Annotated in this window: 18 protein-coding genes and 3 pseudogenes; 11 read left to right on the top strand and 10 right to left on the bottom strand. The window is 69.4% G+C overall.

All coding sequences use genetic code 11. From position 1 onward, the window contains the following. The first annotated feature begins 89 nt into the window (after positions 1–89). Together ACQEV8_RS39825 and ACQEV8_RS39820 are read left to right on the top strand one after the other, a co-directional pair. Positions 90–707, top strand: coding sequence for a response regulator (locus tag ACQEV8_RS39825; RefSeq protein WP_432973339.1), 618 nt, complete (start codon positions 90–92; stop codon positions 705–707). Beyond that, entirely contained in the window at positions 704–1,828 is a 1,125-nt protein-coding gene (locus tag ACQEV8_RS39820; protein ID WP_432970962.1) for a sensor histidine kinase, read from the top strand. The genes ACQEV8_RS39825 and ACQEV8_RS39820 overlap by 4 nt, the downstream gene beginning before the upstream one ends. A gap of 9 nt (positions 1,829–1,837) precedes the next feature. Here the strand turns inward: ACQEV8_RS39820 and ACQEV8_RS39815 are convergent, their stop codons facing one another. After that, the gene (locus ACQEV8_RS39815; RefSeq protein ID WP_432973336.1) at positions 1,838–2,044 is read right to left on the bottom strand and encodes a helix-turn-helix domain-containing protein; all 207 of its coding nucleotides are present in this window, start codon (positions 2,042–2,044) and stop codon (positions 1,838–1,840) included. Between the two features lie 82 nt (positions 2,045–2,126). On the opposite strand from ACQEV8_RS39815, the gene ACQEV8_RS39810 reads away from it, so the two are divergent. After that, positions 2,127–3,362: an NAD(P)/FAD-dependent oxidoreductase gene (locus tag ACQEV8_RS39810; RefSeq protein ID WP_432973333.1), complete on the top strand. Its 1,236-nt coding sequence runs from the start codon at positions 2,127–2,129 to the stop codon at positions 3,360–3,362. A 32-nt stretch (positions 3,363–3,394) separates the two neighbouring features. On the opposite strand, the gene ACQEV8_RS39805 is transcribed toward ACQEV8_RS39810, so the two are convergent. After that, positions 3,395–5,629, bottom strand: a complete 2,235-nt coding sequence (locus tag ACQEV8_RS39805; protein WP_432970959.1) for an alpha-L-fucosidase — start codon at positions 5,627–5,629, stop codon at positions 3,395–3,397. Positions 5,630–5,829: 200 nt separating this feature from the next. On the opposite strand from ACQEV8_RS39805, the gene ACQEV8_RS39800 reads away from it, so the two are divergent. Further along, complete coding sequence (locus tag ACQEV8_RS39800; RefSeq protein ID WP_432970956.1) at positions 5,830–6,534, top strand: FadR/GntR family transcriptional regulator; 705 nt, start codon at positions 5,830–5,832, stop codon at positions 6,532–6,534. A 9-nt stretch (positions 6,535–6,543) separates the two neighbouring features. Here ACQEV8_RS39800 and ACQEV8_RS39795 read toward each other — a convergent pair whose 3' ends face one another. Then, on the bottom strand, positions 6,544–7,119 hold the full coding sequence (locus tag ACQEV8_RS39795; RefSeq protein ID WP_432970953.1) for a helix-turn-helix domain-containing protein: 576 nt from the start codon (positions 7,117–7,119) through the stop codon (positions 6,544–6,546). Between the two features lie 153 nt (positions 7,120–7,272). On the opposite strand from ACQEV8_RS39795, the gene ACQEV8_RS39790 reads away from it, so the two are divergent. Together ACQEV8_RS39790 and ACQEV8_RS39785 are read left to right on the top strand one after the other, a co-directional pair. After that, positions 7,273–7,992, top strand: a complete 720-nt coding sequence (locus tag ACQEV8_RS39790; RefSeq protein ID WP_432970950.1) for a B3/B4 domain-containing protein — start codon at positions 7,273–7,275, stop codon at positions 7,990–7,992. A 207-nt stretch (positions 7,993–8,199) separates the two neighbouring features. Beyond that, positions 8,200–9,581, top strand: a pseudogene (locus ACQEV8_RS39785) (L-serine ammonia-lyase). 205 nt (positions 9,582–9,786) lie between these two features. On the opposite strand, the pseudogene ACQEV8_RS39780 reads toward ACQEV8_RS39785, so the two are convergent. Together ACQEV8_RS39780 and ACQEV8_RS39775 are read right to left on the bottom strand one after the other, a co-directional pair. Continuing rightward, positions 9,787–10,211 (bottom strand): annotated as a pseudogene (locus tag ACQEV8_RS39780) (helix-turn-helix domain-containing protein); the annotation flags it as partial. Positions 10,212–10,378: 167 nt separating this feature from the next. After that, the gene (locus ACQEV8_RS39775) at positions 10,379–11,455 is read right to left on the bottom strand and encodes a hypothetical protein (protein WP_432970947.1); all 1,077 of its coding nucleotides are present in this window, start codon (positions 11,453–11,455) and stop codon (positions 10,379–10,381) included. A gap of 233 nt (positions 11,456–11,688) precedes the next feature. Between ACQEV8_RS39775 and ACQEV8_RS39770 the strand changes: the two genes are divergently transcribed. After that, positions 11,689–12,618, top strand: coding sequence for a Mu transposase domain-containing protein (locus ACQEV8_RS39770; RefSeq protein WP_432970944.1), 930 nt, complete (start codon positions 11,689–11,691; stop codon positions 12,616–12,618). Here the strand turns inward: ACQEV8_RS39770 and ACQEV8_RS39765 are convergent. Then, positions 12,590–13,108: a YceI family protein gene (locus ACQEV8_RS39765; protein ID WP_432970941.1), complete on the bottom strand. Its 519-nt coding sequence runs from the start codon at positions 13,106–13,108 to the stop codon at positions 12,590–12,592. The genes ACQEV8_RS39770 and ACQEV8_RS39765 overlap by 29 nt on opposite strands. 395 nt (positions 13,109–13,503) lie before the next feature. Between ACQEV8_RS39765 and ACQEV8_RS39760 the strand changes: the two genes are divergently transcribed. Continuing rightward, positions 13,504–13,887 (top strand): hypothetical protein, encoded by a 384-nt coding sequence (locus ACQEV8_RS39760; RefSeq protein ID WP_432970938.1) that lies wholly within the window; start codon positions 13,504–13,506, stop codon positions 13,885–13,887. A 53-nt stretch (positions 13,888–13,940) separates the two neighbouring features. Further along, a pseudogene (locus ACQEV8_RS39755) lies at positions 13,941–14,604 on the top strand (helix-turn-helix domain-containing protein); the annotation flags it as partial. Positions 14,605–15,391: 787 nt separating this feature from the next. Here the strand turns inward: ACQEV8_RS39755 and ACQEV8_RS39750 are convergent. Further along, positions 15,392–17,686, bottom strand: coding sequence for an FdhF/YdeP family oxidoreductase (locus ACQEV8_RS39750; protein ID WP_432970935.1), 2,295 nt, complete (start codon positions 17,684–17,686; stop codon positions 15,392–15,394). Positions 17,687–17,689: 3 nt separating this feature from the next. Beyond that, positions 17,690–18,832, bottom strand: coding sequence for an aromatic ring-hydroxylating oxygenase subunit alpha (locus ACQEV8_RS39745; protein WP_432970932.1), 1,143 nt, complete (start codon positions 18,830–18,832; stop codon positions 17,690–17,692). Between the two features lie 192 nt (positions 18,833–19,024). On the opposite strand from ACQEV8_RS39745, the gene purU reads away from it, so the two are divergent. Both purU and ACQEV8_RS39735 read left to right on the top strand, forming a co-directional pair. After that, the gene (gene purU / locus ACQEV8_RS39740) at positions 19,025–19,897 is read left to right on the top strand and encodes a formyltetrahydrofolate deformylase (RefSeq protein WP_432970929.1); all 873 of its coding nucleotides are present in this window, start codon (positions 19,025–19,027) and stop codon (positions 19,895–19,897) included. A gap of 56 nt (positions 19,898–19,953) precedes the next feature. Next, a complete protein-coding gene (locus ACQEV8_RS39735; RefSeq protein ID WP_432970926.1) occupies positions 19,954–20,745 on the top strand; it encodes an IclR family transcriptional regulator in 792 nt (263 codons plus the stop codon). A gap of 100 nt (positions 20,746–20,845) precedes the next feature. Here ACQEV8_RS39735 and ACQEV8_RS39730 read toward each other — a convergent pair whose 3' ends face one another. Together ACQEV8_RS39730 and ACQEV8_RS39725 are read right to left on the bottom strand one after the other, a co-directional pair. Beyond that, positions 20,846–21,451: a sarcosine oxidase subunit gamma gene (locus tag ACQEV8_RS39730; RefSeq protein WP_432970923.1), complete on the bottom strand. Its 606-nt coding sequence runs from the start codon at positions 21,449–21,451 to the stop codon at positions 20,846–20,848. Then, positions 21,444–24,683 carry a sarcosine oxidase subunit alpha family protein gene (locus ACQEV8_RS39725; RefSeq protein WP_432970920.1) on the bottom strand — a complete coding sequence of 1,080 codons (3,240 nt, stop codon included), beginning with the start codon at positions 24,681–24,683 and terminating at the stop codon, positions 21,444–21,446. The genes ACQEV8_RS39730 and ACQEV8_RS39725 overlap by 8 nt, the downstream gene beginning before the upstream one ends. Positions 24,684–24,686 lie beyond the last annotated feature (3 nt).

Below are 24,686 nucleotides of genomic sequence, written 5' to 3'. Positions count from 1 at the left end.
AGGCGTACGCACCGGGACGAAGAGGCGGAGCACGCGTGATCCGGGTAGTGGTGGTGGACGACGAGGCGCTGGTGCGCTCCGGCTTCAAGATGATCCTGGGCGCGGCGGACGACATCGAGGTCGTCGCGGCCACGGCGGGCGCGGAGGCCGTCGACAGCGTGCGGCGGGAGCGGCCGGACGTCGTGCTGCTGGACATCCGGATGCCGGACGTCGACGGACTGACCGTGCTGCGGGAGGTGCGCGCCCTGCCGAAGCCGCCGGTGGTGGCGATGCTGACGACGTTCGACGCGGACGAGTACGTCCTCACCGCGCTGCGCTCCGGAGCGGCCGGATTCCTGCTCAAGGACACCGAGCCCGACCAACTCGCGCAGCTGGTACGGACCCTGGCCGCGGGCGGCGTCGTGATGTCGCCGAAGGCGTCCCGCGCCGTGTGGCAGAGCCATCCCGGGGCCGCGGTGGCCGACGATGCCGAGGCAGCACGCGTGGGACGGCTCACCGAGCGCGAGCGCGAGGTGCTCGTCCTGGTCGCGGAGGGACTGTCCAACACGGAGATCGGTGCCCGTGTCCACCTCAGCGCGGGCACGGTGAAGGATCACGTCAGCGCGATCCTCACCAAGTTGCGGGTCGGCAGCCGGGTGCAGGCCGCGCTGCTCGCGCAGCGGGCGGGTCTGCTCGACGGGCGACGGCGTTCGGGGTCCGGGCGATGACAGTCCGCCGCGCGTGGTGGGCGCGCGTCCCCGAGCCGGTCCTCGACGCCGTCATCGTCGCGATCGCGGCTGGGGACGTCTGGTTCAACCTGGACGAGGGCTCCCGGCTCGCGACGGCGGTGGCCGCCGCGGGCTGTGCCGCGCTCGTGTTCCGCCGCCGCTTCCCTCTCGCGGTGTTCGCGTGCACGCTTCCGGCCAGTCTGATGCTGGACATCGTCTTCGCCCCGTTCGCCGCTCTGTTCACGCTGGCGGAACGGTCCCGCGACCGCCGTCTCCTGGTCGTGAGCGCCCTGCTGTTCGCCCTGGCGTCAGCCGCGCCCTGGCCCCTGGACGACTTCGCCTCGCGCGACCGCACCTGGACCCTCGTCTACTTCTTCTACACGCTCGCCACGGCCACGGCGCCCGTCCTGCTGGGCCAGCTCGTCCAGGCGCGCCGGGATCTGGCCCGTCGTCTGGTCGAGATCGAGGAGGCACGCGAGCACGAACGGCTGCTGCACTCCCAGGCCGTCCTCGCCCGCGAGCGCGCCCAGCTGGCCCGTGAGATGCACGACGTCGTCTCCCATCAGGTCAGTCTGATCGCCGTGCAGGCCGGTGCCCTCCAGGTCGCCGCCACGGACCCGGACTTCAAGGAGGGCGCCCGCACCATCCGCTCCCTCAGCGTCGACACCCTCGACGAACTGCGCCACATGGTCACCCTGCTCAGAGCCTCGGGCGGGCACGCCACCGAACTCACCCCGCAGCCGACCCTCGCCGACCTGCGCAAGCTCCTGGCGACCAGCGGCATCGACACCGAACTGGTGGGCGAACTCCGGCCCGATGTCGGCCCGCCCGCCCAGCGCGCCGTGTACCGCACCGTGCAGGAAGCCCTCACCAACGTGCGCAAGCACGCACCCGGCGCCACCGCGACCGTACGGCTCTGGTGTGCCGACGACGGCGAGGCCTTCGGTGTGACCGTCACGAACACACCTCCCACCCGCCCCTCCCTCCCGCTGCCCGGGTCCGGTCAGGGCCTCGTCGGGCTCAAGGAGCGCGCGGAACTCCTCGGCGGCGCCTTCGCGTCGGGCCCCACCGCCGACGGGGGCTACGAGGTGAGCCTGCGGATCCCGGACCCCGCAGGGTGACGACGGGGATCACGTCCGGCCCGGCCGGTGTCGTGCCCGTTGTGCGTCCAGGGCCGCGATCGCGACGTGCAACTGCGCCCGGCAGTCGCCGGACTCGAGGTCCGCGTGCAGGATGTCCTCGATGAGGTGCAGGCGTTGGTAGAGCGCCTGTCGTGACAGGTGACTGCACCGGGACGCGATCGACTTGTTGCCCGCGGAGGCGAGGTAGTGGCGCAGGGTGGTCAGCAGGTCCGTGCCGTGGTCCTGGTCGTGGGCGAGCAGCGCGGACAGTTGGCGCTCGGCGTAGGCCTGGACCGGTCTGTGGACCGCCTACTACCTGAAGAAGGCCGACCCCGCCCTCCGGATCGTCGTCCTGGAGCGGGAGTTCGCGGGCTACGGTGCCTCCGGGCGCAACGGGGGCTGGGCCTCCGGGCTGCTCGCCGGCTCCCGGGACAGGTTCGCGGAGCTGTACGGCGTCGAGGCGACCAAGGCGCAGCAGCGCCTGATGCACGAGGCCGTGGACGAGATCGTCGCCGTCGGCGCGGCCGAGGGAATCGAGGCCGATGTCGTCAAGGGCGGCACCCTCCGCATCGCCTGTTCCCCGTCGCAGGTGCGGCGGCTGACCTCCGGGGTCACCGAGGACCACAAGTGGGGCGTCAGCGAGTCCCGGCTGCTGGACGACGGCGAACTGCGTGAGCGCCTCCGCATCCCTGAAGCCGTCAAGGCCGCCTACACCCCGCACTGCGCCCGGATGCAGCCCGCCCGTTACGTCCGCGGCCTGGCCGACGTCGTCGAGTCCCTCGGCGTCACGATCCGGGAGTCGACCGCCGTCACCCGGATCGAGAGCGGCCGGGCGCACACCGACCGGGGTGTCGTCCGGGCGCCCGTCATCCTGCGGGCGACCGAGGGCTACACCGCGTCCCTGGCCGGGGAACGGCGCACCTGGCTCCCCATGAACAGCTCGATGATCGTCACCGAGCCCCTGCCGGAGTCCGTGTGGGACGAGATCGGCTGGAGCGGGGGCGAGAGCCTCGGCGACAAGTGCTACTCCCACATGTACGGCCAGCGCACGGCCGACGGCCGGATCGCGATCGGCGGACGGGGCATCCCCTACCGCTTCGGCTCGGCCACCGACCGCGACGGCGCCACACAGGAGGCGACCATCCGGTCCCTCACCTCGATCCTGCACCGCAGGTTCCTCGCCACGCGCGGCCACCGGGTGGAACACGCCTGGTGCGGGGTCCTCGGCGTCCCCGGGACTGGTGTTCCAGCGCGGTCTTCGACCCGGCCACCGGACTCGGGCACGCCGGCGGATACGTCGGCCAGGGCCTCACCACCACCAACCTGGCCGGCCGCACCCTGCGCGACCTGGTCCTCGGCCAGGACACCGAACTCACCCGGCTCCCCTGGGTGGGCCACACCTCACGGAAGTGGGAGGTCGAACCGCTGCGCTGGCTGGGCGTGCGCTCCATGTATCTGGCTTACAGCCGCGCGGACCGCAAGGAACTCGGCGGGCGTCAGCGTGCGTCCCGGCTGGCGAGGCCGGCCGACGTGATCAGCCGCCGTCCCTGACGGCGGGGGCGGCGGTCAGAGGGCGGTGAAGGTCCACAGCAGGTTGGTGCTGCTGTCGTACGTCCACTGCTTGGTGACGGAGCCCGAGGGCACGTCGCCACCGCCGTCGAGGACCAGGCCGGTGGTCCGGTTGGCGATCGAGTAGCGGCCGTCGCCCCGGTGGGTGATCGTCCACTGCTGGTTGGCTCCGCCGTTCCAGGCAGCCTGCCGGGCGGCGGAACCGTTTGTCGTGGCGCCCCAGCCGTCGGCGACCATGCCATTGGCGCGGTTGACCAGCTTGTAGTAGCCGCCTCCGACCTCCACCGCCTGCCACTGCAGATTGGTGCTGCCGTCCCAGGTCCACTGCTTGAGGTCGGCCCCGGAGGCGACGTCGCCGCCGCTGTCGAGAGCCAGTCCGTCGGTGACGTTGGTGAGGCGGAAGTACGTCGAGGGCCTGAACTGGACCTTGAGGGAGGTGACCCGGTCGTTGCCGCCGGTGCCCCGCAGGTCGGCGTTGTCGGCGGTGAACGTCCAGGAGGTGCCGGTGAAGTGGTCGCCCGAGTAGCCGATCAGCTGGTATCCGGGGGCCAGTCGCAGGGAGGAGAGGGTGCGTCTGCCCAGTCCGGCCGCGGTCAGTTCGTCCGCGGTGTAGTCGCAGACGGGGAGCACGGCGGCGATGCCGGAGTGGTTCACGTCCCGGTAGCCGACGGCACCTGCCAGCGGGCGCAGGCCGGGGATCCGGCCGGAGAACACGAGCTTCAGGACGTAGGCATCGGCGCTGTACGGCGGCGAGGACGGCAGGGTGACCGTCAGCCCCGACGCGTTCTGTATCGGCTTGGGCAGGTCGGCGTAGGTGCCCGCGGTGGAGCCGAGCAGCTTCACCGAGGTCAGCGACGAGAGGTCGATCCGGTCCGTGTTCAGCGTCTTGACGGTCAGTGAGCTGCCGGGCCAGCCGAGCACCGTGGCGTACAGGACGGTGTTCCTCTTGTTCCGTGTGAAGCGGATGTCCTGTGCGGTGCCGGCCGTGGGCCGAGTGAAGGAGCCGCCGCCCATCTTCGTCGGCCCCTCGCCGTACGTGGTCCACGCACGGGTCGAGTACACCGCCTCGCCGAAGCGCTTCAGGTGGTTCCCTATGCCCAGCAGGATGTCCTTCTGGACCTGGGGGACGGTGCCATCGGCCTTCGGCGCGATGTTCAGCAGCATGTTGCCGTTCTTGCTGACCCGGTCGATGAAGGAGTGCAGCATCTGGCGGGTGCTGTAGTAGCCGATGTTCTCGGTGTGGCACCAGCTGTTGCTGGAGACGCTGTCGTCGGTCAGCCAGTACGGGGCGGTGAGGTCGGCCGGGCCGCCGCGCTCGTAGTCGAAGACCTCGCCCTTGCCGTTCATGCCGTCCTTGTACGTGGCGACGACCTCACGGCCCCAGCCGAGAGCCTGGTTGTAGTAGTACGCCAGGAAGTTCAGCCGCTGCGTCTCGTCGACGGCGTCCAGCTTGAAGTCCTGCCAGAGGATGTCGGGTTCGGCCCGGTCGATGACCTCCTTGAGCTTGTCGTACCAGAGCTGGTTCTCCTCCGTCGCGCCCAACTGCCCGTAGAGCTTCTTGAGACTGGGGTCCGTCTGGGCGGGCGCGTGCTCGAAGTAGCCGTTGTAGTTGTACGCGTGGTGCATCGCCACCAGCAGCTTGAGGCCCTTGGCGCGGATGGCCGTGGTGAAGATCCGCAGCAGGTCCAGCCCCGGGCCCCTGTCCACCGAGTTCCACTCGTTGACCTGGCTGTCCCACATGGAGAAGCCGTCATGGTGCTCCGCCACGGGGCCGGCGAACCTCGCGCCCGCGTCGACGAACAGCTGCGCCCACTCGTCCGGGTCGAAGTTCCCGCCCGCGGACTTCAGCTTCGGCGCGAACTGCACCGTGTTGCCCGCCAGGTCCCGTGCGCCGTCGATGAAGTTGTGGAACGGCCACGCCGACGGACTGCCGTAGGTCGCGATGTGGTGCTTGTTCGCGTCGCTGCCGCCCGCGTACATGTTGCGCGGGTACCACTCGCTGTCGTAGGCCGGAACACTGAAGGCGCCCCAGTGGAAGTAGACGCCGAACTTGGCGTCCTGGAACCACTCCGGGGCCGGCGGGTGCCGGTCCACCGAATCCCAGTCGGGCGTGTACGTCCGGGGCGCCGCCTGCGCGCTGCCGGCACCGAACACACCTCCGGCGCCGGCCGCGGCGGCCACGCAGGTGGCGCCGGCCAGGAAGAGGCGTCTGTTGATCGAAGATTTCGGCATGGAGACATCCCTGGTATGAGAGGGGCAGGAGACGTTAGGCACGAAGATCTGCCCTGAGTCATGGGATGTCAACGGGTTCGACGGGACGAATAGAGCCAGCAACTCTCATGCATCACCGGACGTTTCTGGATAAATGGGACTCTCCGATCAATCAGACATGGTATGTTTCCCGGCACTATCCGGCTGGCGAGGAGTTCGCGATGTCTCTCACGGACAAGGCCATCGAGCAGATCCGCGAGCTGATCAGGACCGGCGCCCTGCCTCCGGGTTCGAAGCTCCCTCCGGAGGCGGACCTGGCCGCCCAGTTGGGTTTGTCCCGCAATCTGGCGCGCGAAGCCGTCAAGGCTCTGGCCGTCGCGCGAGTGCTGGAGGTCCGCCGGGGCGACGGCACGTACGTGACCAGCCTGCAGCCGAGCCTGCTCCTGGGAGGGCTCGGCGGAGCGGTGGAACTGCTGCAGGGCGACTCGGCCGCGCTCCAAGACCTCATGGAGGTACGTCGGCTCCTCGAACCGGTCGCCACGGCGCTGGCCGCCACCCGGATCTCGGACATCCAACTGGCCGAGGTGGAGCGGCACTTGGATGCCATGCGCGAGGCCCGTGACGATGTCGAGCAGCTCAACGCCCATGACGCCGCCTTCCATCGCGCCGTCGTCTCGGCCACGGGCAACGAGAGCCTCCTCACCCTGCTGGAGGGCATCTCCGGCCGTACCCTGCGCGCCCGCATCTGGCGCGGGCTGGTCGACACCCGGGCCGCGGGCCGGACCCTCGCCGAGCACGAGGCGATCTTCAATGCCCTGGCCGCGCGTGACGCCGCCCTCAGCCAGGCGGCGGCACTGCTCCATGTGAGCAACACGGAGCAGTGGCTGCGGGAACACCTGGGCTCGGGCGCGGCTCTCCTGAACTGAGGCCGTGATTCAGGGCGCGGGCGGCAGGTGGACCGTCATGATCAGTTCGCAGGGTTCCGCGCCGGAGCCGCGGTAGGTGTGCGAGGCGTCGCCGTCGAACGTGGCGGTCTGCCCGGCTTCCAGGGTGTGTTCCGCGCCGTCGACGATCAGGGTCATGCGGCCCGAGGTGACGCTGACGGTTTCCACGACCCCCGCCTGGTGGGGGTGGCTGGGGTACTCCTCGTCCGGCTCCAGGCGCCAGTGCCAGACCTCGACGGGAGCCGGGCCCGAGGTCGTCAGCATGAGCCGGGCCTCGCTGCCCCGCTCGCCGGTCCACAGGGGAGCCACGGCGGCTGCGGCCACGACACGGACGACACGGCCTTCGGGCGACCCCTGCATCAGGGCGGACACCGAGATGCCGAGAGTGTCGGCCAGTCGGACCAGGGTGGCCAGATTGGGGTTTCCCTGGGCCTTCTCCAGCGCGACCAGGGCGCCCTTGCTCACCTGGGACCGGCGGCCGAGCTCCTCCAGGGACAGGCCGGCCCGGGTGCGTGCCGCGCGGACGTTGTGCGCGACGGTCCGCAGGGCCGCGGCTGTCTCGACCATGTGAGCTCCCTCCTGACCATTCCAATGCACCGCTCGGTCGTTTGGTTGACATCGATCGGTCGTTACATTGTACGGTCTGGTCGTTCCAAAGTACGGACAGGGCCTCGACTCGCCCACCACCCCAGCCCGGCCGCAGGAAACGGAAACCCGCCCATGACCTCCTTCCACCTCTTCCCCGCCGTCGCGGACGCCTTCCCCGGCACCCTCATCGCCCTCGTCACCGCCACCGGCCTGCGTGTCCGCGAGCCCTGGCCTCACACCAGCGCGGCCCTGAAGGAACTGGAGCAGCAGGTCGCCGCCGGTACCTGGCACCCTGCCGACGAGACCGACCCCCGCATCGAGGCCTGGCACACCGCCTACCGCTCCTTCGGTACCAACCCGCGCCGCATTCGCCCCAGCGTCGACGCACTCGGCCGTCGCTTCGCCAAGAAGGGAACGCTGCCGCGCATCAATGCGGCCGTCGACTCCTACAATGCCGTCTCGGTCCGCCACGGCCTGCCCGCCGGCGCCTTCGACCTGGACCAGGTTTCCGGCGACATCGACATCGACCACGCGGACGGCACCGAGTCCTTCACCCCGCTCGGCGAACCCGGCACCGTCGAGCACCCCAGGCCCGGCGAGATCGTCTACGCGGACGCCGCCGGGGTCCTGACCCGGCACTGGAACCACCGCGACGCCCACCGCACCCGCGTCACCGAGGACTCCACCCATGTGGTCTTCGCCCTGGAAACCCTCCACGTGGAGCGCGACGGCGACCTCCTCAAGCTCGCGGCCGACCGGCTGCTGGACCTGCTCGCCCCGCACGCCACACGGACATCCGAGTGCTACCTCAGCCCGGCCCGGCCCCAGGTCACCGTGCCTGACCAGAGTTGACGCCGGCGAGCGCCCTTGCCCATAGCTTTCCGGCGACGACGAACGCCGCCGCGCGAGGAACGGCAGCCGTCTTGACAAGCCCGGCCACGGGAGAAAGGCTGTTGCGCATAGAGAGTCTGGTTGCTTCATCAGAAACTGCGGCAGCCGCGATCCGGAGGTACCGCCGGACCTCTCGTCACGCCCACGCGCAGACAAGGGAGCCCGCCCGTGGCCATCTCCGTCTTCGACCTCTTCTCCATCGGCATAGGCCCGTCCAGTTCGCACACCGTCGGCCCCATGCGGGCCGCCCGGATGTTCGCGGGCCGGCTGGAGAAGGAAGGTCTGCTCCCGCGGACGGCGTCGGTACGAGCGGAACTCTTCGGTTCCCTCGGCGCCACCGGCCACGGCCACGGCAGTCCCAAGGCCGTCCTGCTCGGCCTGGAGGGGAACGAGCCGCACACGGTGGACGTCGGCGAGGCCGACGGGGACGTCCAGCGGATCGCGTCGACGGGCAGGCTTCGCCTGCTGGGCCGCGAACTCGGCGACACCCACGAGATCGGCTTCGACACGCAACGCCACCTGGTCCTGCACCGGCGCCGTTCCCTGCCGTACCACGCCAACGGCATGACGCTCTTCGCCTACGACGCCGAGGGGCTGCCGCTGGCGGAGAGGACGTACTACTCGGTCGGCGGCGGGTTCGTCGTCGACGAGGAGGCGGTCGGCGCGGACCGGGTCAAGCTCGACGACACCGTGCTGAAGCACCCCTTCGGCAGCGGTGACGAACTGCTGCGCCTGACCCGGGAGACGGGCCTGTCGATCTCGGCTCTGATGCTGGAGAACGAGCGGTCCTGGCGCAGCGATGAGGAGATCCGCGCGGGACTGCTGGAGATCTGGCGGGTGATGCGGGAGTGCGTGGCGCGCGGGCTGTCCTGTGAGGGCATACTGCCCGGCGGGCTCAAGGTCCGCCGCCGTGCCACCGCCGTGGCCAAGGCACTGCGAGCCGACGGCGACCCGGCGGGGCGGGCGTTGGAGTGGGTGACCCTCTACGCCATGGCGGTCAACGAGGAGAACGCGGCCGGCGGTCGGGTCGTCACCGCCCCACCAACGGAGCCGCCGGCATCATCCCCGCGGTGCTGCACTACTACGTCAACTTCGTCCACGGGGCCGACGACGACGCCGTGGTCCGGTTCCTGCTGGCGGCCGGCGCCATCGGATTGCTGTTCAAGGAGAACGCCTCCATCTCCGGTGCCGAGGTCGGCTGCCAGGGCGAGGTCGGCTCCGCCTGCTCGATGGCGGCGGGCGCCCTGGCCGAGGTCCTCGGCGGTTCCCCGGAGCAGGTCGAGAACGCCGCCGAGATCGGCATGGAACACAACCTCGGTCTCACCTGCGACCCGGTCGGCGGCCTGGTCCAGATCCCGTGCATCGAACGCAACGGCATGGCCGCGGTCAAGGCCGTCACCGCCGCCCGCATGGCCCTGCGCGGCGACGGTTCCCACAAGGTCTCCCTCGACAAGGTCATCAAGACGATGAAGGACACCGGGGCGGACATGTCGGTGAAGTACAAGGAGACGGCCCGGGGCGGGCTGGCGGTGAACATCATCGAGTGCTGAGCAAATAGTGGCCCTGACCAGCGCGTTCGGATCTTTCAGCGCTGCCAGGGCCTTCCCTGCTTACTCGGCGGAAAGTCCCTGAAAAGTCCCTGGGATGTCCCTGCTTCTCCTCGTGCTAGGTCGGCGACCCGCTGCCTCAGTTTGCTCGTACTGCTCCTTTCAACACATGCCGCGCCGTCCTCTCGCGCATCGCTCACGCAGATTCCAGGCTGTCGCCCAGCCAGAAGCACCTGCCTGATAGCCGATCAACCTGAACGTTCACCCCGTGGCTGCGGTGCTTGGCGGACTAGTCGGCCCGGCCGTCGCCCAGGCGGTCGCATGCGGCGAGGGTGCCGTCGAGCAGGACGAAGTCCGGGTCGGCTTCACGCAGGACCTTGAGCAGCCGGGGGTTCGGGCTGCGAGCAGGTTGACCACGCTTCGGATATAGGCGTGGCCGGTGCCCACCGAGATGCCGAAGCAGGCGGCGATCTGCGCGAGCGTGTCGTGCTTGCGCAGGTACACCAGCGCGACCAGGGCCCGCTGGTGCGGCGGGAGCTTGCAGCGGCGGTCACCTTCACGGGTGACGATGAGCCTGGTGACCCACTCAACCAGCGTGTGCGGCGGTTCGGGTGCGGCAGGTTGGGGAACCAACGAGGCTCCTGTGCCGACGGGTGAGGACTTCGAACACCTCCCCCAACGGCACAGGAGCCTCGTGCGTTGCGGGACCCGCAGCCGTGAGGCGAGCGGCCTGTCACCCACCCTGGCTCGGCGGCACTTCTGTCACCGGCTGCGGGAGGGTACGTAACAGGCCTGGCAGTTCACTGGATCAGGTCGGTGTGGGGATGCTCGGAGGAGGTCGGGCAGACGTAGATCTGCATGTTGTCGGTGCTGCCCACTTCTACCTGGGTCGGCTGCGAGGGGTCCTGGCCACAGCAATGACCGCTGGCGTGGGCGGCGGCCTGATCTTCGCAGGGTGCCCAGCTGAGTCCCTCGTCGCCGTCCCATTCGAAGGAGGCGATAGTCAGCAGCGGGGCCATGTGCGCATCACAGACGGTGCAAAACAGGGGCTTGGGGTCGGTGCGACCCCACGGAGGCCAGCCGCCTACCTTCCAGCCGGGCGCGTCTGCCAGGACGGGGTCATAGAAGTCCCGTGGATAGTCCGCGTAGAAGCTGTCCACATCGGCGCCGGCTGCCTGCCATCTGCTCCAGTCCTCCACCATCAGCTGCATCTGCGGGCTCAGATCGAGGCTGTTGGGGTATTCGGTGATCGCCTCCGGTGCCAGCACGCACGGCTCGGGCAGATAGCCGTCGTCGTTCACCTCGTACGGCTCGGGCGGTGCGGCGAGGATATCGACGACCTCGGCGGCGGACCGCCAGAACAGCGCGGTCAACGGCTTGCAATACGGTTCGTGGTCGTAGGGGCACCACAGAACCTGGAGCAGATCGGCCTTGCCGGGCGGCCGCAACAGGGGTATGTCGCGCAGATACAGCTGGGCCACGGGCAGCATGGGGACCGGGCAGTCCGCAGGCAACGGAGCGCCGGTGCCGAGCCGCTCCGCGAGCACCGCGGCGTTCCGCTCCTTGACCGCCTGCTCCTCGGGCGTCATCCCGGGACCACTGTGATCACCGTGCCACCGGGCCGCCCTGCGCCTCATGAGCCGGACGTCGGCCGGTGACTGGCGGAACCCGCTGTCATAGTGCAGGTGCGAGGCTTCACAGTGCGGCCACAGCTCGTCCACCGGCCACAACGACGGCCCCCCGACCGAGCTCTCCTCGACCGAAGGCGACCCGGGACGGGGATGCAGCCGGATCGCAGGACGCGCCAACGGCGCCAGCTCGGGAAAGACCGCGGTCACATCCAGCGGCCGCGGCGGAGTCGTACGTACGAACACCATGCCGGTGATCCTGCCACCATCCACTGACACCCCCTGGCCGCCTCAGACAGCTTTGGTGGCATCGGTGTTCAGCTGGCTGGTCTTGCTGAGGGATCACGACACCACTTGTCGCTCAGGGCCGAGAACGCCTCGTTTCGCGGGAGAGCGAGGTCTGTGAGTTCTGGCAACGCTTGAGGGCTTGCGGTGGAGCATGGACCGAGGCCGCGCGGGACCCGTCTGGATGTCTCAAGCCATTGATCGACCAGATGCTGCGGGCGGATCTGGAGGCGCCGCGCAAGCAGCGCCACACCGTCAAGCGGCTCTTCGACCGGCTGCTGGACGAGCACGCGGCGAAGGCGGTGAACCATCCGATGGTGCGGGCCTGTGTCGCCGAGCGCCGGCCGCAGATCGCCGTCGAGGCGGGCCGTGGGGCGGTACAGGCGTTCATTCCGCGGTCGCACCGGCCGGGAGCCGAGGCGGAGGTGGACTTCGGCGACGTGAAGGTACGTCTGGCGGGGGAGTTGGTCACCTGCTTCGTGTTCGCGATGCGCCTGTCCTGTTCGGGCAAGGCCGTGCACCGTGTCTTCGCCTCCTGCGGCCAGGAGGAGTTCCCGGAGGGCCACGTCCACGCTCTCAGCGTGCTGGGCGGCGTCCCCTGCGGCAAGGTGCGCTTGACAACTTGCGTGCCGCGGTGGCCCGGGTGCTGGGCTCGGGCTCGCGGGCGGAGAACGAGCGGTGGACCGCGTTTCGTTCGCACTACGGCATCGATGCCGCGTATTGCCTGCCCGCCCTGGAGGGGCGCCCATGAGAAGGGCGGGGTTGAGGGGCAGATCGGCTGGTTCCACCGCAATCACATGGTCCTCGTCCCGGAGTTCGCCTCGCTCGCCGAGCTGAACGCGATGATCGAGCGGTGGGACGCGCAGGACGAACAGCGCCGGATCGGAACCCGCCCGCGGCCGGTCGCTGAGTGCTTCGCCGTCGAACGGCCGCTGCTGCAGCCGTTACCGGACAATCCCTTTGAGACGGGGCGGCTGTTCAGTCTGCGGGTGGACCACTTCAGCCAGATCAGCGTCCGCACCAACCGCTACTCGGTGCCGGTGAGGCTGATCGGCCGGAAGGTGCGGGCCCTGCTGCACGCGTCCGAGTTCGATCGGTTCAGCGGTGTGCGACGACTTCCAAAGTGATCTTGAGATGCCGCCCCGTCATGCCCTTGGCCTTGGTGATGCCGAAGGCATACCTGTCGATCGTGGTAGTGCCGCTCGCTGTCATCCGCTTGCCCTCGTGGGCAACTGTGCCGAGTGTGACGGCGATCGGCCGAGTCACCCCGCATACCGTCAACTCGCCGTACAAAGTGGCATCAGCGCCGGATCGTTCCAGCCGCTGGCTCCGGAAGCCGATCTCGGGATGCCGAGCCACGTCCAGGTAGTCAGAGGACCTGACGTGGTCGTCACGCTGCTGATTGCCCGACTCGAAGCTGCCTGCCTCCATCACGACGTGCACCAACGACTCTTCAGCCGGGTCCGCCACAGTGATCCGGCCATGACCGATGGCGAAGGTACCTCGGACTGGGAGCAGCCCGAACATGGCGCGTGTGTCGAAGCGGACCGTTGATGCCGCCTGATCGATCTCGTATACACCTGCTGCTGGTAAGAGCTGATTCCCTGATGCTGCCATGAGCTCGTAGCCTCCGTGTGCTGAAGATCAACCCGTGATGGGCCAGCCTCTCGCAGCTACAGCGGGTATGCCAGCCCCCAAGTGCAGGGTGGCTGACAAGAAGGTCCCGGCAGGCGGCCAAGGCGTTGTGAGTTCTCATCAACATTTCCGCGGTGTTGATCCCCAAAGCGCTGTCCGAAACCGTCGACAAACGTTGTCCGTTCTCGCTTACGAAACCAGCTGGCCACGTCCAACGCATACAGCCTCGGCACAGCGACAGCAAGCCTGCCTGTGTGACAACTAACGCCGCATCAGGCGGCGTTCGCCTCTTCGGGCGTCGATCGGCAGTCGGCCAGACTCCCGCATCCAGTAGAGGAACGGAACTGCGTCGGCCAGTACTCACGTAGGGTCCCTGGGTGTTCAATCGGCTTGAGGTCAGCGTGTTGCCACCGAGCCGCCGATGGGCTGCCCAGCTGTCGTTCCGGATCGATGGCGACGAAGTGGTGGCTGCGGCGATCGGAGAGGGAGGCCGCGGCCTGTTTGTCGAGGAGGCGTTGCCGGCCGAGGGCCGGGGGCCACTCTGGGCGACCAGCGAGGGACGCCGTGCAGTACTGGGTGAGCCCGAGTGCACGGGCGGATGCTGTGGCTACCTGTCTGTGTTCGTGCAGCGTCACGGTGGGATCGTGGAGTGGTCCGACTGGCAGGTACCCGTTGATGAGGCGCACCCTCCGGTTTTTCACTTCGACGCCGATCAGTACGACGCCGAACTAACCCGCGCGCTGACAATGTTTGCCTCGTGACAGTCCGCCGCGTGGGTGGTCCCCTGCGCGGCGGGCCGGACCAGAATGATCACGTGGCTGGACGTGTACAGGTCCGTGAGATCGATGACGCCGAGGGCAGGCGGCTGCTGCTGATCATCCGCAGGGGCACCGGGTCGGTGGTGACCTGACGGCGGGCTCAGATGGTGCTGTCGTCCGCGCAGGGCATGCCGGTGGCGAGGATCGCCAAGGTGTCGTTCACCAGCGACGACCGGGTCCGGGACGTGATCCACAACTTCAACACCGACGGTTTCGACTCGCTGCATCCGAAGTACTCCGGCGGCCGGCCGAAGACGTTCACGCTGCCCGAGCGCCGCGAGGTCAAGAAGATCGCCAAGTCCAAGCCCACCGAGCACGACCTGCCGTTCTCGACCTGGAGCCGACCAAGCTGGCGGACTTCCTGGTCGCCGAGGGGTGGTCGACGACGTCAGCCACGAGGGCCCGCGCATCCTGCTCCGCGAGGAATGCGTCTCTTCTCAACGCCTGAAGACGTGGAAGACCTCCCGCGACCCGGACTACGCGGCCGAGAAGGCCCGCGTCGAGCACCTGTACGCCATCGCCGACGGCGAGGTCATACCCGAGGACAGCGAGCCCGAAGTCGTCTTCTGCCTGGACGAGTTCGGGCCGCTCAGGTGGTGCCGCTGTACACCGTCAGTACGGCTTCGATGGGCTGGCCGTCTTCGGGGAGGTCGGTCACGGCGTCTCTCCGTTCTGGGTCAGTTATGCGCGGCCCCGCAGTTTGACCGCTGACCTCGCGCTTTCATGAAGCGGGCTGTCCAACGGGCGGTCACGTAAGCGAGTGCCTCTGACCGGCGAGAATCTCTTTATCGCAAGAACCCAGTTCGTCCAACTCGCCCTTTCTCTTCCTGACCCTTCCCAGGGCTCTGAGTACCTCGGCATCTCACCCAACACGCTGTACGTCTGGTGACACCGCCGGCAGGGGCCTCCCACCTTCCGCATGGGGCGGCGCGTGATGTACCGGATCACGGCGCTCGACGAGTGGGTCTGCGATCAGGAGCGAGCGGACTCCCGATCCAACCGCGCCCTTGACCCGCTGAACCGGAAGCAGCAACGGCGCTCGAAGGCCGTGAAGTAGCTCGGTGGCTTATGCGTCCGTTTTCCACCGAGAAGAGTTTTTCTCCGAACGGGGATTGGATCGTGCGGCAGATCGCGTCAGCACCGACCAGCTCGTGATCACGCACCACTGGAGGGCCCCGTCCTGGCGGGGCATATAGAAGACCGATGGCTGAAGAAGCGCCCAGACAAGCTGACCGGCAAGCGGGAGCGGACCGCGATCTACGGCACCGGGAAGCTCTACCGAAGTCCCTACTGGCGCGCAGGGCCACTCAACTACCCTCGAACATGCAGGTCAAGGGCATAGTGCGACAGGGGGCGGACATGTTGGTCAAGCACAGGGAGACGGCCCGCGGCGGGCTCGCGGTCAACGTCATCGAGTGCTGAGAGCGGGAGAGGCCGAGGCCCGCGGTCAGCGCGCGGGCTCCAGCCGGACCACGATGGACTTGGACGTGGGGGTGTTGCTGATCTCCGCCGTGGAGTCCAGTGGGACGAGGACGTTGGTCTCCGGGAAGTAGGCGGCGCAGCAGCCGCGGGGCGTGGGGTAGGCGACCGTACGGAACGCCGGTGCCCGGCGGTCCACCCCGTCGGTGAACTCGCTGACGATGTCGACGGTTTCGCCTTCGGCCAGGCCGTGTGCGGTCAGGTCGTCCGGATGCATGAAGAGCACCCTGCGGCCCTGGTGGACGCCTCGGTAGCGGTCGTCCAGGCCGTAGATGGTGGTGTTGTACTGGTCGTGCGAACGGATGGTCTGCAGGAGCAACCGCCCCTGCGGGACGCGGAGCACTTCCAGGGGGTTGACGGTGAAGTTGGCCAGTCCGGTCCTGGTGGGGAAGCGCCGCTCGTCCCGTGGCGGATGAGGAGTCGCGAAGCCGCCCGGCTCACGCACCCGGGCGTTGAAGGCCTCGAAACCTGGAATCACCCGAGCGATCCTGTCCCGGATCCGGTCGTAGTCGGCCATGAAGTCCGCCCAGGGCACCTGCGGGCCGCCGGCTCCGAGGGTTGCGCTCGCCATCCGGCAGATGATCCCGACCTCGCTCAGCAAGGCGTCGGAGGCCGGTGCCAGCCGGCCACGCGAGAGATGCACCATGCCCATGGAGTCCTCGACCGTCACCAGTTGCGGGCCCGCGGGCCTCAGGTCGGCTTCGGTGCGGCCCAGGCAGGGCAGGATGAGGGCCTGGCGGCCGGCCACCGCATGGGACCGGTTGAGCTTGGTGGAGATCTGCACCGTGAGCTCGCAGTCGCGCATGGCCCGCTCGGTGAGTTCGGTGTCAGGTGCGGCGGAGACGAAGTTGCCGCCGAGCGCGACGAATACCCGTACCTGTCCGTCCCGCATGGCGCGGATGGTGTCCACCGCGTCGTAGCCATGGAGGCGCGGCGGCATGAACCCGAACTCGGCGCCGAGCGCGTCGAGGAAGGCGGCGTCCGGCTTCTCATAGATGCCCATGGTCCGGTCGCCCTGGACGTTGGAGTGGCCGCGCACGGGGCAGAGCCCGGCGCCGGGGCGTCCGATGTTGCCGCGCAGCAGCAGGAAGTTGACGACCTCGCGGATCGTCGGGACCGAGTGGCGGTGCTGGGTGAGGCCCATCGCCCAGCAGACGACGATCTTCCGGGCGGTCAGCACCTCCTGGAACGCCTCTTGGATCTCCCGCGCCGACAGGCCGGTCGCCTCCAGGACGTCGTCCCAGGACGTCTTGCGGGCCTGGTCGGCGAACTCGTCGAAGCCGTGGGTGTGCGCGGCGATGAAGTCACGGTCGAGGACCGTGCCGGGAGCGTCGTCCTCCGCCTCCAGGAGCATGCGGTTGAAGGCCTGGAAGAGGGCCTGGTCGCCGCCGAGCCTGATCTGGAGGAACCGGTCGGACAGCTGGGTGCCCGGACCCAGCACGCCGGAGGGCCGCTGGGGGTTCTTGAACCGGAGAAGTCCCGCTTCGGGCAGCGGGTTGACGGCGATGACGCGTGCGCCCCGGTCCTTGGCGGTTTCGAGCGCCGAGAGCATCCGGGGGTGGTTGGTGCCCGGGTTCTGCCCCACGACGAGGATCAGGTCGGCCTCGTACAGGTCGTCCAGACGGACGCTGCCCTTGCCGATGCCGATGGTCTCGGTCAGGGCGGAACCGCTCGACTCGTGGCACATGTTGGAGCAGTCCGGCAGGTTGTTGGTGCCGAGGAGCCGGACGAACAACTGGTAGAGGAAGGCGGCTTCGTTGCTCGCCCGGCCGGAGGTGTAGAAGGCGGCCTGGTCCGGTGAGTCGAGTGCGCCCAGCTCCCGGGCGATCACGGCGAACGCCTCGTCCCAGGTGATCTGCCGGTAGCGGTCGCTGCCCGCCGGGCGGTACACGGGGTGGGTGAGGCGGCCCTGCTGGCCGAGCCAGTAGTCGCTGCGGCCGGCGAGCTCCGCCAGGGTGTGCTCGGCGAAGAAGCCGGGGCCGACCCGGCGCAGGGTCGCCTCCTCGGCCACCGCCTTGGCGCCGTTCTCGCAGAACTCGGCGCGGTGCCGCTGCCCGGGCTCGGGCCAGGCGCAGCCCGGGCAGTCGAAGCCCGACTTCTGATTGACGCTCAGCAGGGTCAGCAGACTGCGGCGGACGCCCATCTGCCCGTGGGCATGGCGCAGCGAGGAGGTGACCGCGGGGATTCCCGCGGCGTAGTCCTTCGGCGGGCCCACCCGCAGGCGGGAGTCACCGGGGTCCTCGGCAGGAGCCTCTCGGGGCATCGCCTAGCGCTCCGCGAGGTTCGCGCGGGTGCCGATGCGGTCCTGTACCCAGTCGTGGAACTCACCGATGTGGTGCTCGCTGGGCACCAGGACGCCGCCCTTGGCGTACAGGCGGGAACTCATGGCCGGCTGGCAGCGCTCACAGGCGTCGAAGTCCTGCCGGTTGACGCGGTCGAACAGCTCCACCGACCGGCTGACGTCGCGGCCGCTCTCCACCACGCCCTTGAGGTACAGCCAGTCGCACTCCACGATCGTGCGGTCGACCGCCACCGGGAACATCCGGTGGAAGATCACGTGGTCGGGGACGAGGTTGATGAACACCTGCGGGCGCACCGTGATCGCGTAGTACCGGCGGTCCTGGTCCTCGGCGACCGTGGGGATGCGGTCCAGTCCCTCCGAGCCGTCGACGGTGAAGCCCCGGACGTCCGAGCCGAACTCGGCGCCGTGTCCCACGTAGTACTGCGCCGCGTAGCCGTCGGCGAACTCCGGCAGGACCTCGGTCAGCTCGGGGTGGATGGTCGCGCAGTGGTAGCACTCCATGAAGTTCTCGATGATCAGCTTCCAGTTGGCCTTGACGTCGTAGACGATCCGCCTGCCGACCTCCAGGCTCTCGACGTCGTACCGCTCGACGGACTCCACGTCGCCCAGGCGCGCGACCACGTCCGCGATCACCGACTGTTCGAACGGCGGCGGGTTCTCGGCCAGGCACACCCACACATAACCCAGCCACTCGTGCACCGCCACGCTCGCCAGGCCGTACTCGGTGCGGCCGATGTCCGGCATCTTCGTGAGGTTGGGGGCCGCGACGAGCTTGCCGTTGAGGTCGTACGTCCAGGCGTGGTAGGGGCACTGGAAGGCCCGCTTCACCTCACCGGACTCCTGCGTGCAGAGCTTCGCCCCGCGGTGCCGGCACACGTTGAAGAACGCCCGGACGGAACCGTCCCGCGACCGGGTCAGCAGGATGCTCTCCCGCCCGACGTCCACGGTCCGGAACGCACCCGGCTTCGCCAGTTCCGACGAGCGTGCCGCGCAGAACCACATCGACTCGAAGATGTGCTCCTGCTCCAAGCGGAAGATCTCCGGGTCCGTGTAGTGGTCACCGGGAAGGGTCGCGATCAGGCTCTCCGGCAGGCCGGTCGTCGTCATGGTTCACCTCGAAGTGAAGCGCCTCTGGCGGGCGGGTGGTTGCCTCATACGCAACGAGATCCTTGCTACGCAACTCACAGTGCAGCCCCCTCGAAGCACTGTCAAGCCCTTGACCACGGGCCGCCACAGACAGGAGCATGTTGCGTATCAGTCCGACTGTTGCGTATTGCGCATCCCCTCTGGGAGGGCTCAATGTCTCTTGGACCCACAACCGGCCGCGAGTTCGTCCTCACCCTGTCGTGCCCCGACCGCTCGGGCCTCGTCCACGCCGTCACCGGCTTCCTGGTCCGGCATTCCGGGAACATCCAGGAGAGCCAGCAGTTCGACGACCGGCTCCAGGACCGCTTCTTCATGCGGGTGCACTTCGACGTCTCGGACCCGGACACCTCGATGGAGGACCTGAAGTCCGGCTTCGCCCCGGTGGCGGAGGCGTACCGGATCTCCTGGCAGCTGTACGACGCGTCGACGCCGACGCGCACGCTGATCATGGTGTCGAAGTTCGGGCACTGCCTGAACGACCTGCTGTTCCGCCGGCGCACCGGCTCACTGAACATCGAGGTGCCGGCCATCGTCTCCAACCACCGGGACTTCGAGCCGCTCGCCGAGAGCTACGGGATCCCGTTCCACCACGTGCCCGTGACCCGGGAGACGAAGCCCGAGGCGGAGGCCCGGCTGCTGGAGCTCGTCGACGAGCTGGACATCGACCTGGTGGTCCTGGCCCGCTACATGCAGATCCTGTCGAACGACCTGTGCAAGCAGCTCGAAGGCCGGGCGATCAACATCCACCACTCGTTCCTGCCGAGCTTCAAGGGCGCCCGGCCGTACGTCCAGGCACACGAGCGCGGCGTCAAGCTCGTCGGAGCGACGGCCCACTACGTCACCCCGGACCTCGACGAGGGGCCGATCATCGAGCAGGACGTCATCCGTGTGAACCACTCGCAGGGCCCCGACAGCATGGTCGCCCTCGGCCGCGACGTGGAGGCGCAGGTCCTGGCACGGGCGGTGGAATGGCACAGCCAGAGCCGCGTCATGGTCAACGGCAACCGTACGGTCGTCTTCCGCTGAGGAAAAATGACCTCCAGCCCCTCACGCCTGTTGACTGTTTCGCTTAGGGTTTCGCCATGAGCAACGACGGTGCTGAGTCCGCGGGCGCTCCCAGTGGCGGAGTGCAATCAGTTGACCGCGCTGTCGCCGTGCTGGAGATCCTCGCCCAGCACGGCGAAGCGGGCGTGAGCGAAGTGGCGGCGGCGATCGATGTCCACAAGTCGACCGCCTTCCGTCTGCTCGGCGCGCTGGAGGCGCACGGGATGGTCGAGCAGGAGAGCGAACGCGGGAAGTACCGACTCGGGTTCGGTGTCGTGCGCCTGGCCGGCGCCGTGACGGGCCGTATCGCCGTCACCCGGCACGGGCGGGGCATCTGCGAGCGTCTCGTCGACGACGTGGGCGAGACGCTGAACATCGCCGTGCTCGAGTCCCACCACGCGATCAACCTCTACCAGGTGCGCAGTACCGCGGCCATCGCCGCGCAGAACTGGGTGGGGCGACAGACGCCGCTGCACTGCACGTCGAGCGGGAAGATCCTCCTGGCCTACCTCGAACCGGAGCACCGCGACGAGCTCATCGCCGCGGCCGGGCTCCCTCGCTTGACACCACGCACGGTGACGTCCAGAAAGAAACTGGAAGCGGATCTCGCCCAGGCCCGTGAGCAGGGCTACGCCAGCACGCTGGAGGAGTACGAGGAGGGCCTCAACGCTCTGTCCGCGCCCGTGCGTTCAGCCGACGGCGGGACCGTGGCCGCCCTTTCGGCCTCGGGACCGGCCTTCCGCATGACCGAGGAGCGGATGCGTGAACTCGCACCGGTCATGGTCGCGGCAGCGGCCGAGCTCAGCCGCCGTCTCGGTTACGGGGACTGAGGTCCGGGAGAGCCGTCCCGGTCCCTGACGCGGAGAAGCGAGTGAGAAGGGCGGCGGCCGGTGACACGTGATCACCGGCCGCCGCCTTCGGGGTGCCGGGTCAGGCTGTCCACTCCACCGCCGCGTCCAGCAGCCACTGGGTGAGGTAGTCGGCGAAGGACGAACGGACCAGCACCCAGAACCCGGCCCCTGGGTCGTCACGGGCGACCAGCACGACCTGGGTGCGGCCCAGGGTCGTCTGGGCGCAGCGGCCCGGGCCGAAGACGCGCGGGTGCAGATCCAGCGAGCAGCCGTGGGCCAGCAGGTCGCGGGCACGAGGACCCGTGACGAGCAGTGTGGTGCGCTGAGCCGAGACATCGACGACGGACACGGGCTCGTCGCCCGCGGCTTCGCGGATCCGGCCCTCCACGTCCCGCTGACCGCCCGGCGGGCCCACCACGAGCCACTCCTCGGGGCCGAGCCACAGGGCGGTCAGCTCCCCGGCGCGGACGACGGTGTCGGGTTCGACGGGCAGGTGGAGGCCCAGCGCCGCCCCCACGGCGTCCGCGGCCGCTCCCTTGGGGTCCAGACGCACATTGATCTGGGTCAGGAAGGGGAGTTCCGCCAGCCGGATCGCACCCCCGGAGGTGCGGGTCGCGGCGGCCAGCCGGTCGGCGGCATGCGCCAGGGGGCTGCGGAGCGGAGCGGTACGGGCGGTGTCAGCCATCGCGGCGGGCTCCCTCGGGGTCGTAGAGGACGGGGCTGGCGACGGTCACCGGGACCAGCCGGTCGCCCACGGGGGCGTAGAGGCGCTCACCGATGCGGTCCCGGCCGCCCTTGACCAGGGCGAGCGCGAAGGTCCGGCCGAGGGCAGCGCTGCGGTAGCTGGACGTGACGTGGCCGAGCATCGGAACGGGTGGCGCGGGCAGCACACTGCCGGCGACCAGCTGCGTGCCCTCGGGCAGGAACATGCCCGGGTCCTCCGGAAGCAGGCCGACCAGGTGCTTGCGGTCGGGACGGGCGGTGTCGGCACGGGCGTAGGACCGCTTTCCGATGAAGTCCCGCTTCTTCTTGGACACCACCCAGTTCATGCCGAGGTCCTGTGGCGTCACGGTGCCGTCGGTGTCCTGGCCGACGATCGGGTAGCCCTTCTCCGCGCGCAGGACGTGCATGGTTTCCGTGCCGTACGGGGTGATGCCGTACGGCGCGCCGGCCTCGTACAGCGCCTCCCACAGGGCGAGGGCCTCCCACGGTGACACGTTGATCTCGTAGGCGAGTTCGCCGGAGAAGCTGATCCGGCACACCCGGGCCTCGATGCCCGCGACCGTCGTGTCCCGCCATGCCATGAACGGGAAGTCGTCGTTGGCCACGGCGAGTCGGGGTGCGACCGAGCCGAGGACCTCGCGGGACTTCGGACCGACCAGGGCGACGGTGGCCCACTGCTCGGTCACGGAGGTGCAGTGAACCTTCAGCTCGGGCCACTCGGTCTGGAGCCACTCCTCCATCCAGTCCAGCACGGCCGCGGCATTGCCCGTCGTGGTGGTGACCAGGTAGCGGTCCTGGTCGAGGCGGATGACGGTGCCGTCGTCGAAGACCATCCCGTCGGGGCGGCACATGACGCCGTAGCGGATCATGCCGACCTTCAGGGTGCTCATCATGTTGGTGTAGAGCAGGTCGAGGAAGGCGGCGGCGTCCGGGCCCTGTACGTCGATCTTGCCGAGGGTGGAGGCGTCCATGAAGGCGACGCCCTCGCGGGCGGCGGCGCACTCGCGCAGCACGGCCGTCTCCATGTCCTCGCCGTCCTGCGGGAAGTACCAGGGACGCTTCCACTGTCCGACGTTCTCGAACAGGGCGCCGTGGGTGACATGCCACTCGTGCAGGGCGGTGGTGCGGACCGGGTCGCTGAGCGCGCCCCGGTCGCGGCCGGCGAGGGCGGCGAAGGAGACGGGGGTGTACGGGGGCCGGAACGTGGTCGTGCCGAGCGCCGAGATGTCCACGCCGAGCAGTTCGGCGACGACGCCACTGGCCAGAACGCCGGAGGTCTTGCCCTGGTCGTTGGCGGTGCCGGCCGTGGTGTAGCGCTTGGTGTGCTCGACCGAGCGCATTCCGGCGCCGGTGGCCCGGGCCAGGTCGTCGACGGTGACGTCGCGTTGCAGGTCGACGAAGCGCGGGGCGCCTTCGCGGCCCGGGACGGTGAAGACCTGCATGGGCGGCGTCTGAGGTGGTGCGGACACCTGTGGCAGGCAGGGTGCTTCACAGGTGTAGCCCGCGGACTCGATCGCGCGGGCGCCTGCGGCCGCCCCCTGCGCGAGGACCTCGGCCAGGCCGAAGACGCCACTCGCGCCGCCCGCGACCTCCACGGCCTGGCGGGAGGTGTCGGGGACGAAGCTGCCGAGCGTCTCGTCGTAGCGGAGTTTGCCGCCGGCCTGACTGAACAGGTGTGCGACCGGGTTCCAGCCGCCGGAGACCAGGAGCAGGTCGGCGGCGAACTCCCGTCGGCCTGTTGTCTCCCCGTACGGGGAGACGGTCACGGCGGTGAGCCGGGGAGCGCCTTCCGTCCCGGTGACGGCGTAACCCGGCAGCACCTCGATGCCGGCCTGCCGGGCCCGCTCCGCCCACTCCCCCGGCTCGGTACGGGTGTCGACGACGGCCTCCACGGCCACGCCCGCCGCGGTGAGGTCCAGGGCCGCCGCGTAGGCGCTGTCATTGGTGGTGAAGACGACCGCGTGCCGACCGGGCAGGACGCCGTGGCGGTTGACGTGGGCGCGGGCCGAGGCGGCCAGCATCACACCGGGGCGGTCGTTGTCCGCGAAGGCCAGCGAGCGCTCGTGCGCGCCGGTGGCGAGCACGACGCGGCGGGCGCGGATGCGCCAGGCACGTTCACGGGAGACGTGCTCCGGGGCATCGGCTCCGAGATGGTTGGTGCGGCGCTCCACGGCGAGCAGGTGGTTGTCGTCGTAGTAGCCGAAGACGGTGGTGCGGCGCAGGACGCGCACGTCGGGGGCGGCGTCGAGGTGGGCGGTCGTCCCGGCAGCCCAGTCGAGCAGTTCGCCGGTGCCGAGGAGGCTGCCGCCGGGTTCCGGCTGGTCGTCGGCGACGATGACGCGGGCGCCGCTTCGCGCTGCCGCGGCTGCCGCGGCGAGGCCGGCCGGGCCCGCGCCCACGACCAGGAGGTCGCAGTGGGCGTGTACGGCGTCGTAGCGTGCCGGGTCCGGTTCGGTGGCGAGGCGGCCCTGGCCGGGGAGGCTGGTCGCGACGAGGCCGTCGTAGAGCTCGACGGTGGTGGCCGGGAGCATGGGCTCGGGGAACGGTTCCTCGATCTGGATGACCGCGTTGGGTTCCTCGACGCCGGCCGAGAAGATGCCTCGGGGGCGGCCGCGTTTGATGCTGGTGCCCGTTTGGATGACGCCGTTGGCGAGGAGGGCGGAGGCGAGGGTGTCGCCCCTGTAGCCCTGGTACTGGGTGCCGTCGAAGGTGAAGGTGAGGGGCTCGTCGCGGTGGATTCGGCCTCGGGTGGGGTGGCGGAAGGGCTGGGTTGATTCGCCCCCGCCGCCCCTACCCTTCCCGTCCTCAAGGGGCTCTGCCCCTTCGGCCCCGCTGAGGGCTGCGCCCCCAGGCCCCGCTTCGGCCTGGACTGCCTCGTCCTCAAGCGCCGGACGGGCTGGCCGCATCGAACGTGCCTCGAAAATGGCCGGGCGCTCCTCCCCCGCCCGATAGACCGTCAGGATCTCGTTCGTGGACGTGTCCCGCACCGCGTTGAACCAGCGGCGGCAGCCCGCCGCGTGGCTCCAGCGCTCGGCGAACGGGCCCTTCGAGTTGTCGCGGAAGAAGAGGTAGCGGGCCCACTCCTCGTCGGTGAGGGGCGCCGGGTCCTCCGGGTACGGCACATGGGCCTGGCCGCCGTAGTGGAACTCGGCCTCGTCGCGGGGCCCGCACCACGGGCAGGGGATGAGCAGCATGGA

Origin of the sequence: Streptomyces sp. CA-179760, assembly GCF_050937045.1 — a bacterium.
Taxonomy (GTDB): Bacteria; Actinomycetota; Actinomycetes; order Streptomycetales; family Streptomycetaceae; genus Streptomyces.
The sequence above is the reverse complement of the archived record's forward strand: the minus strand, read 5'-3'. Positions and strand labels throughout refer to the sequence as shown.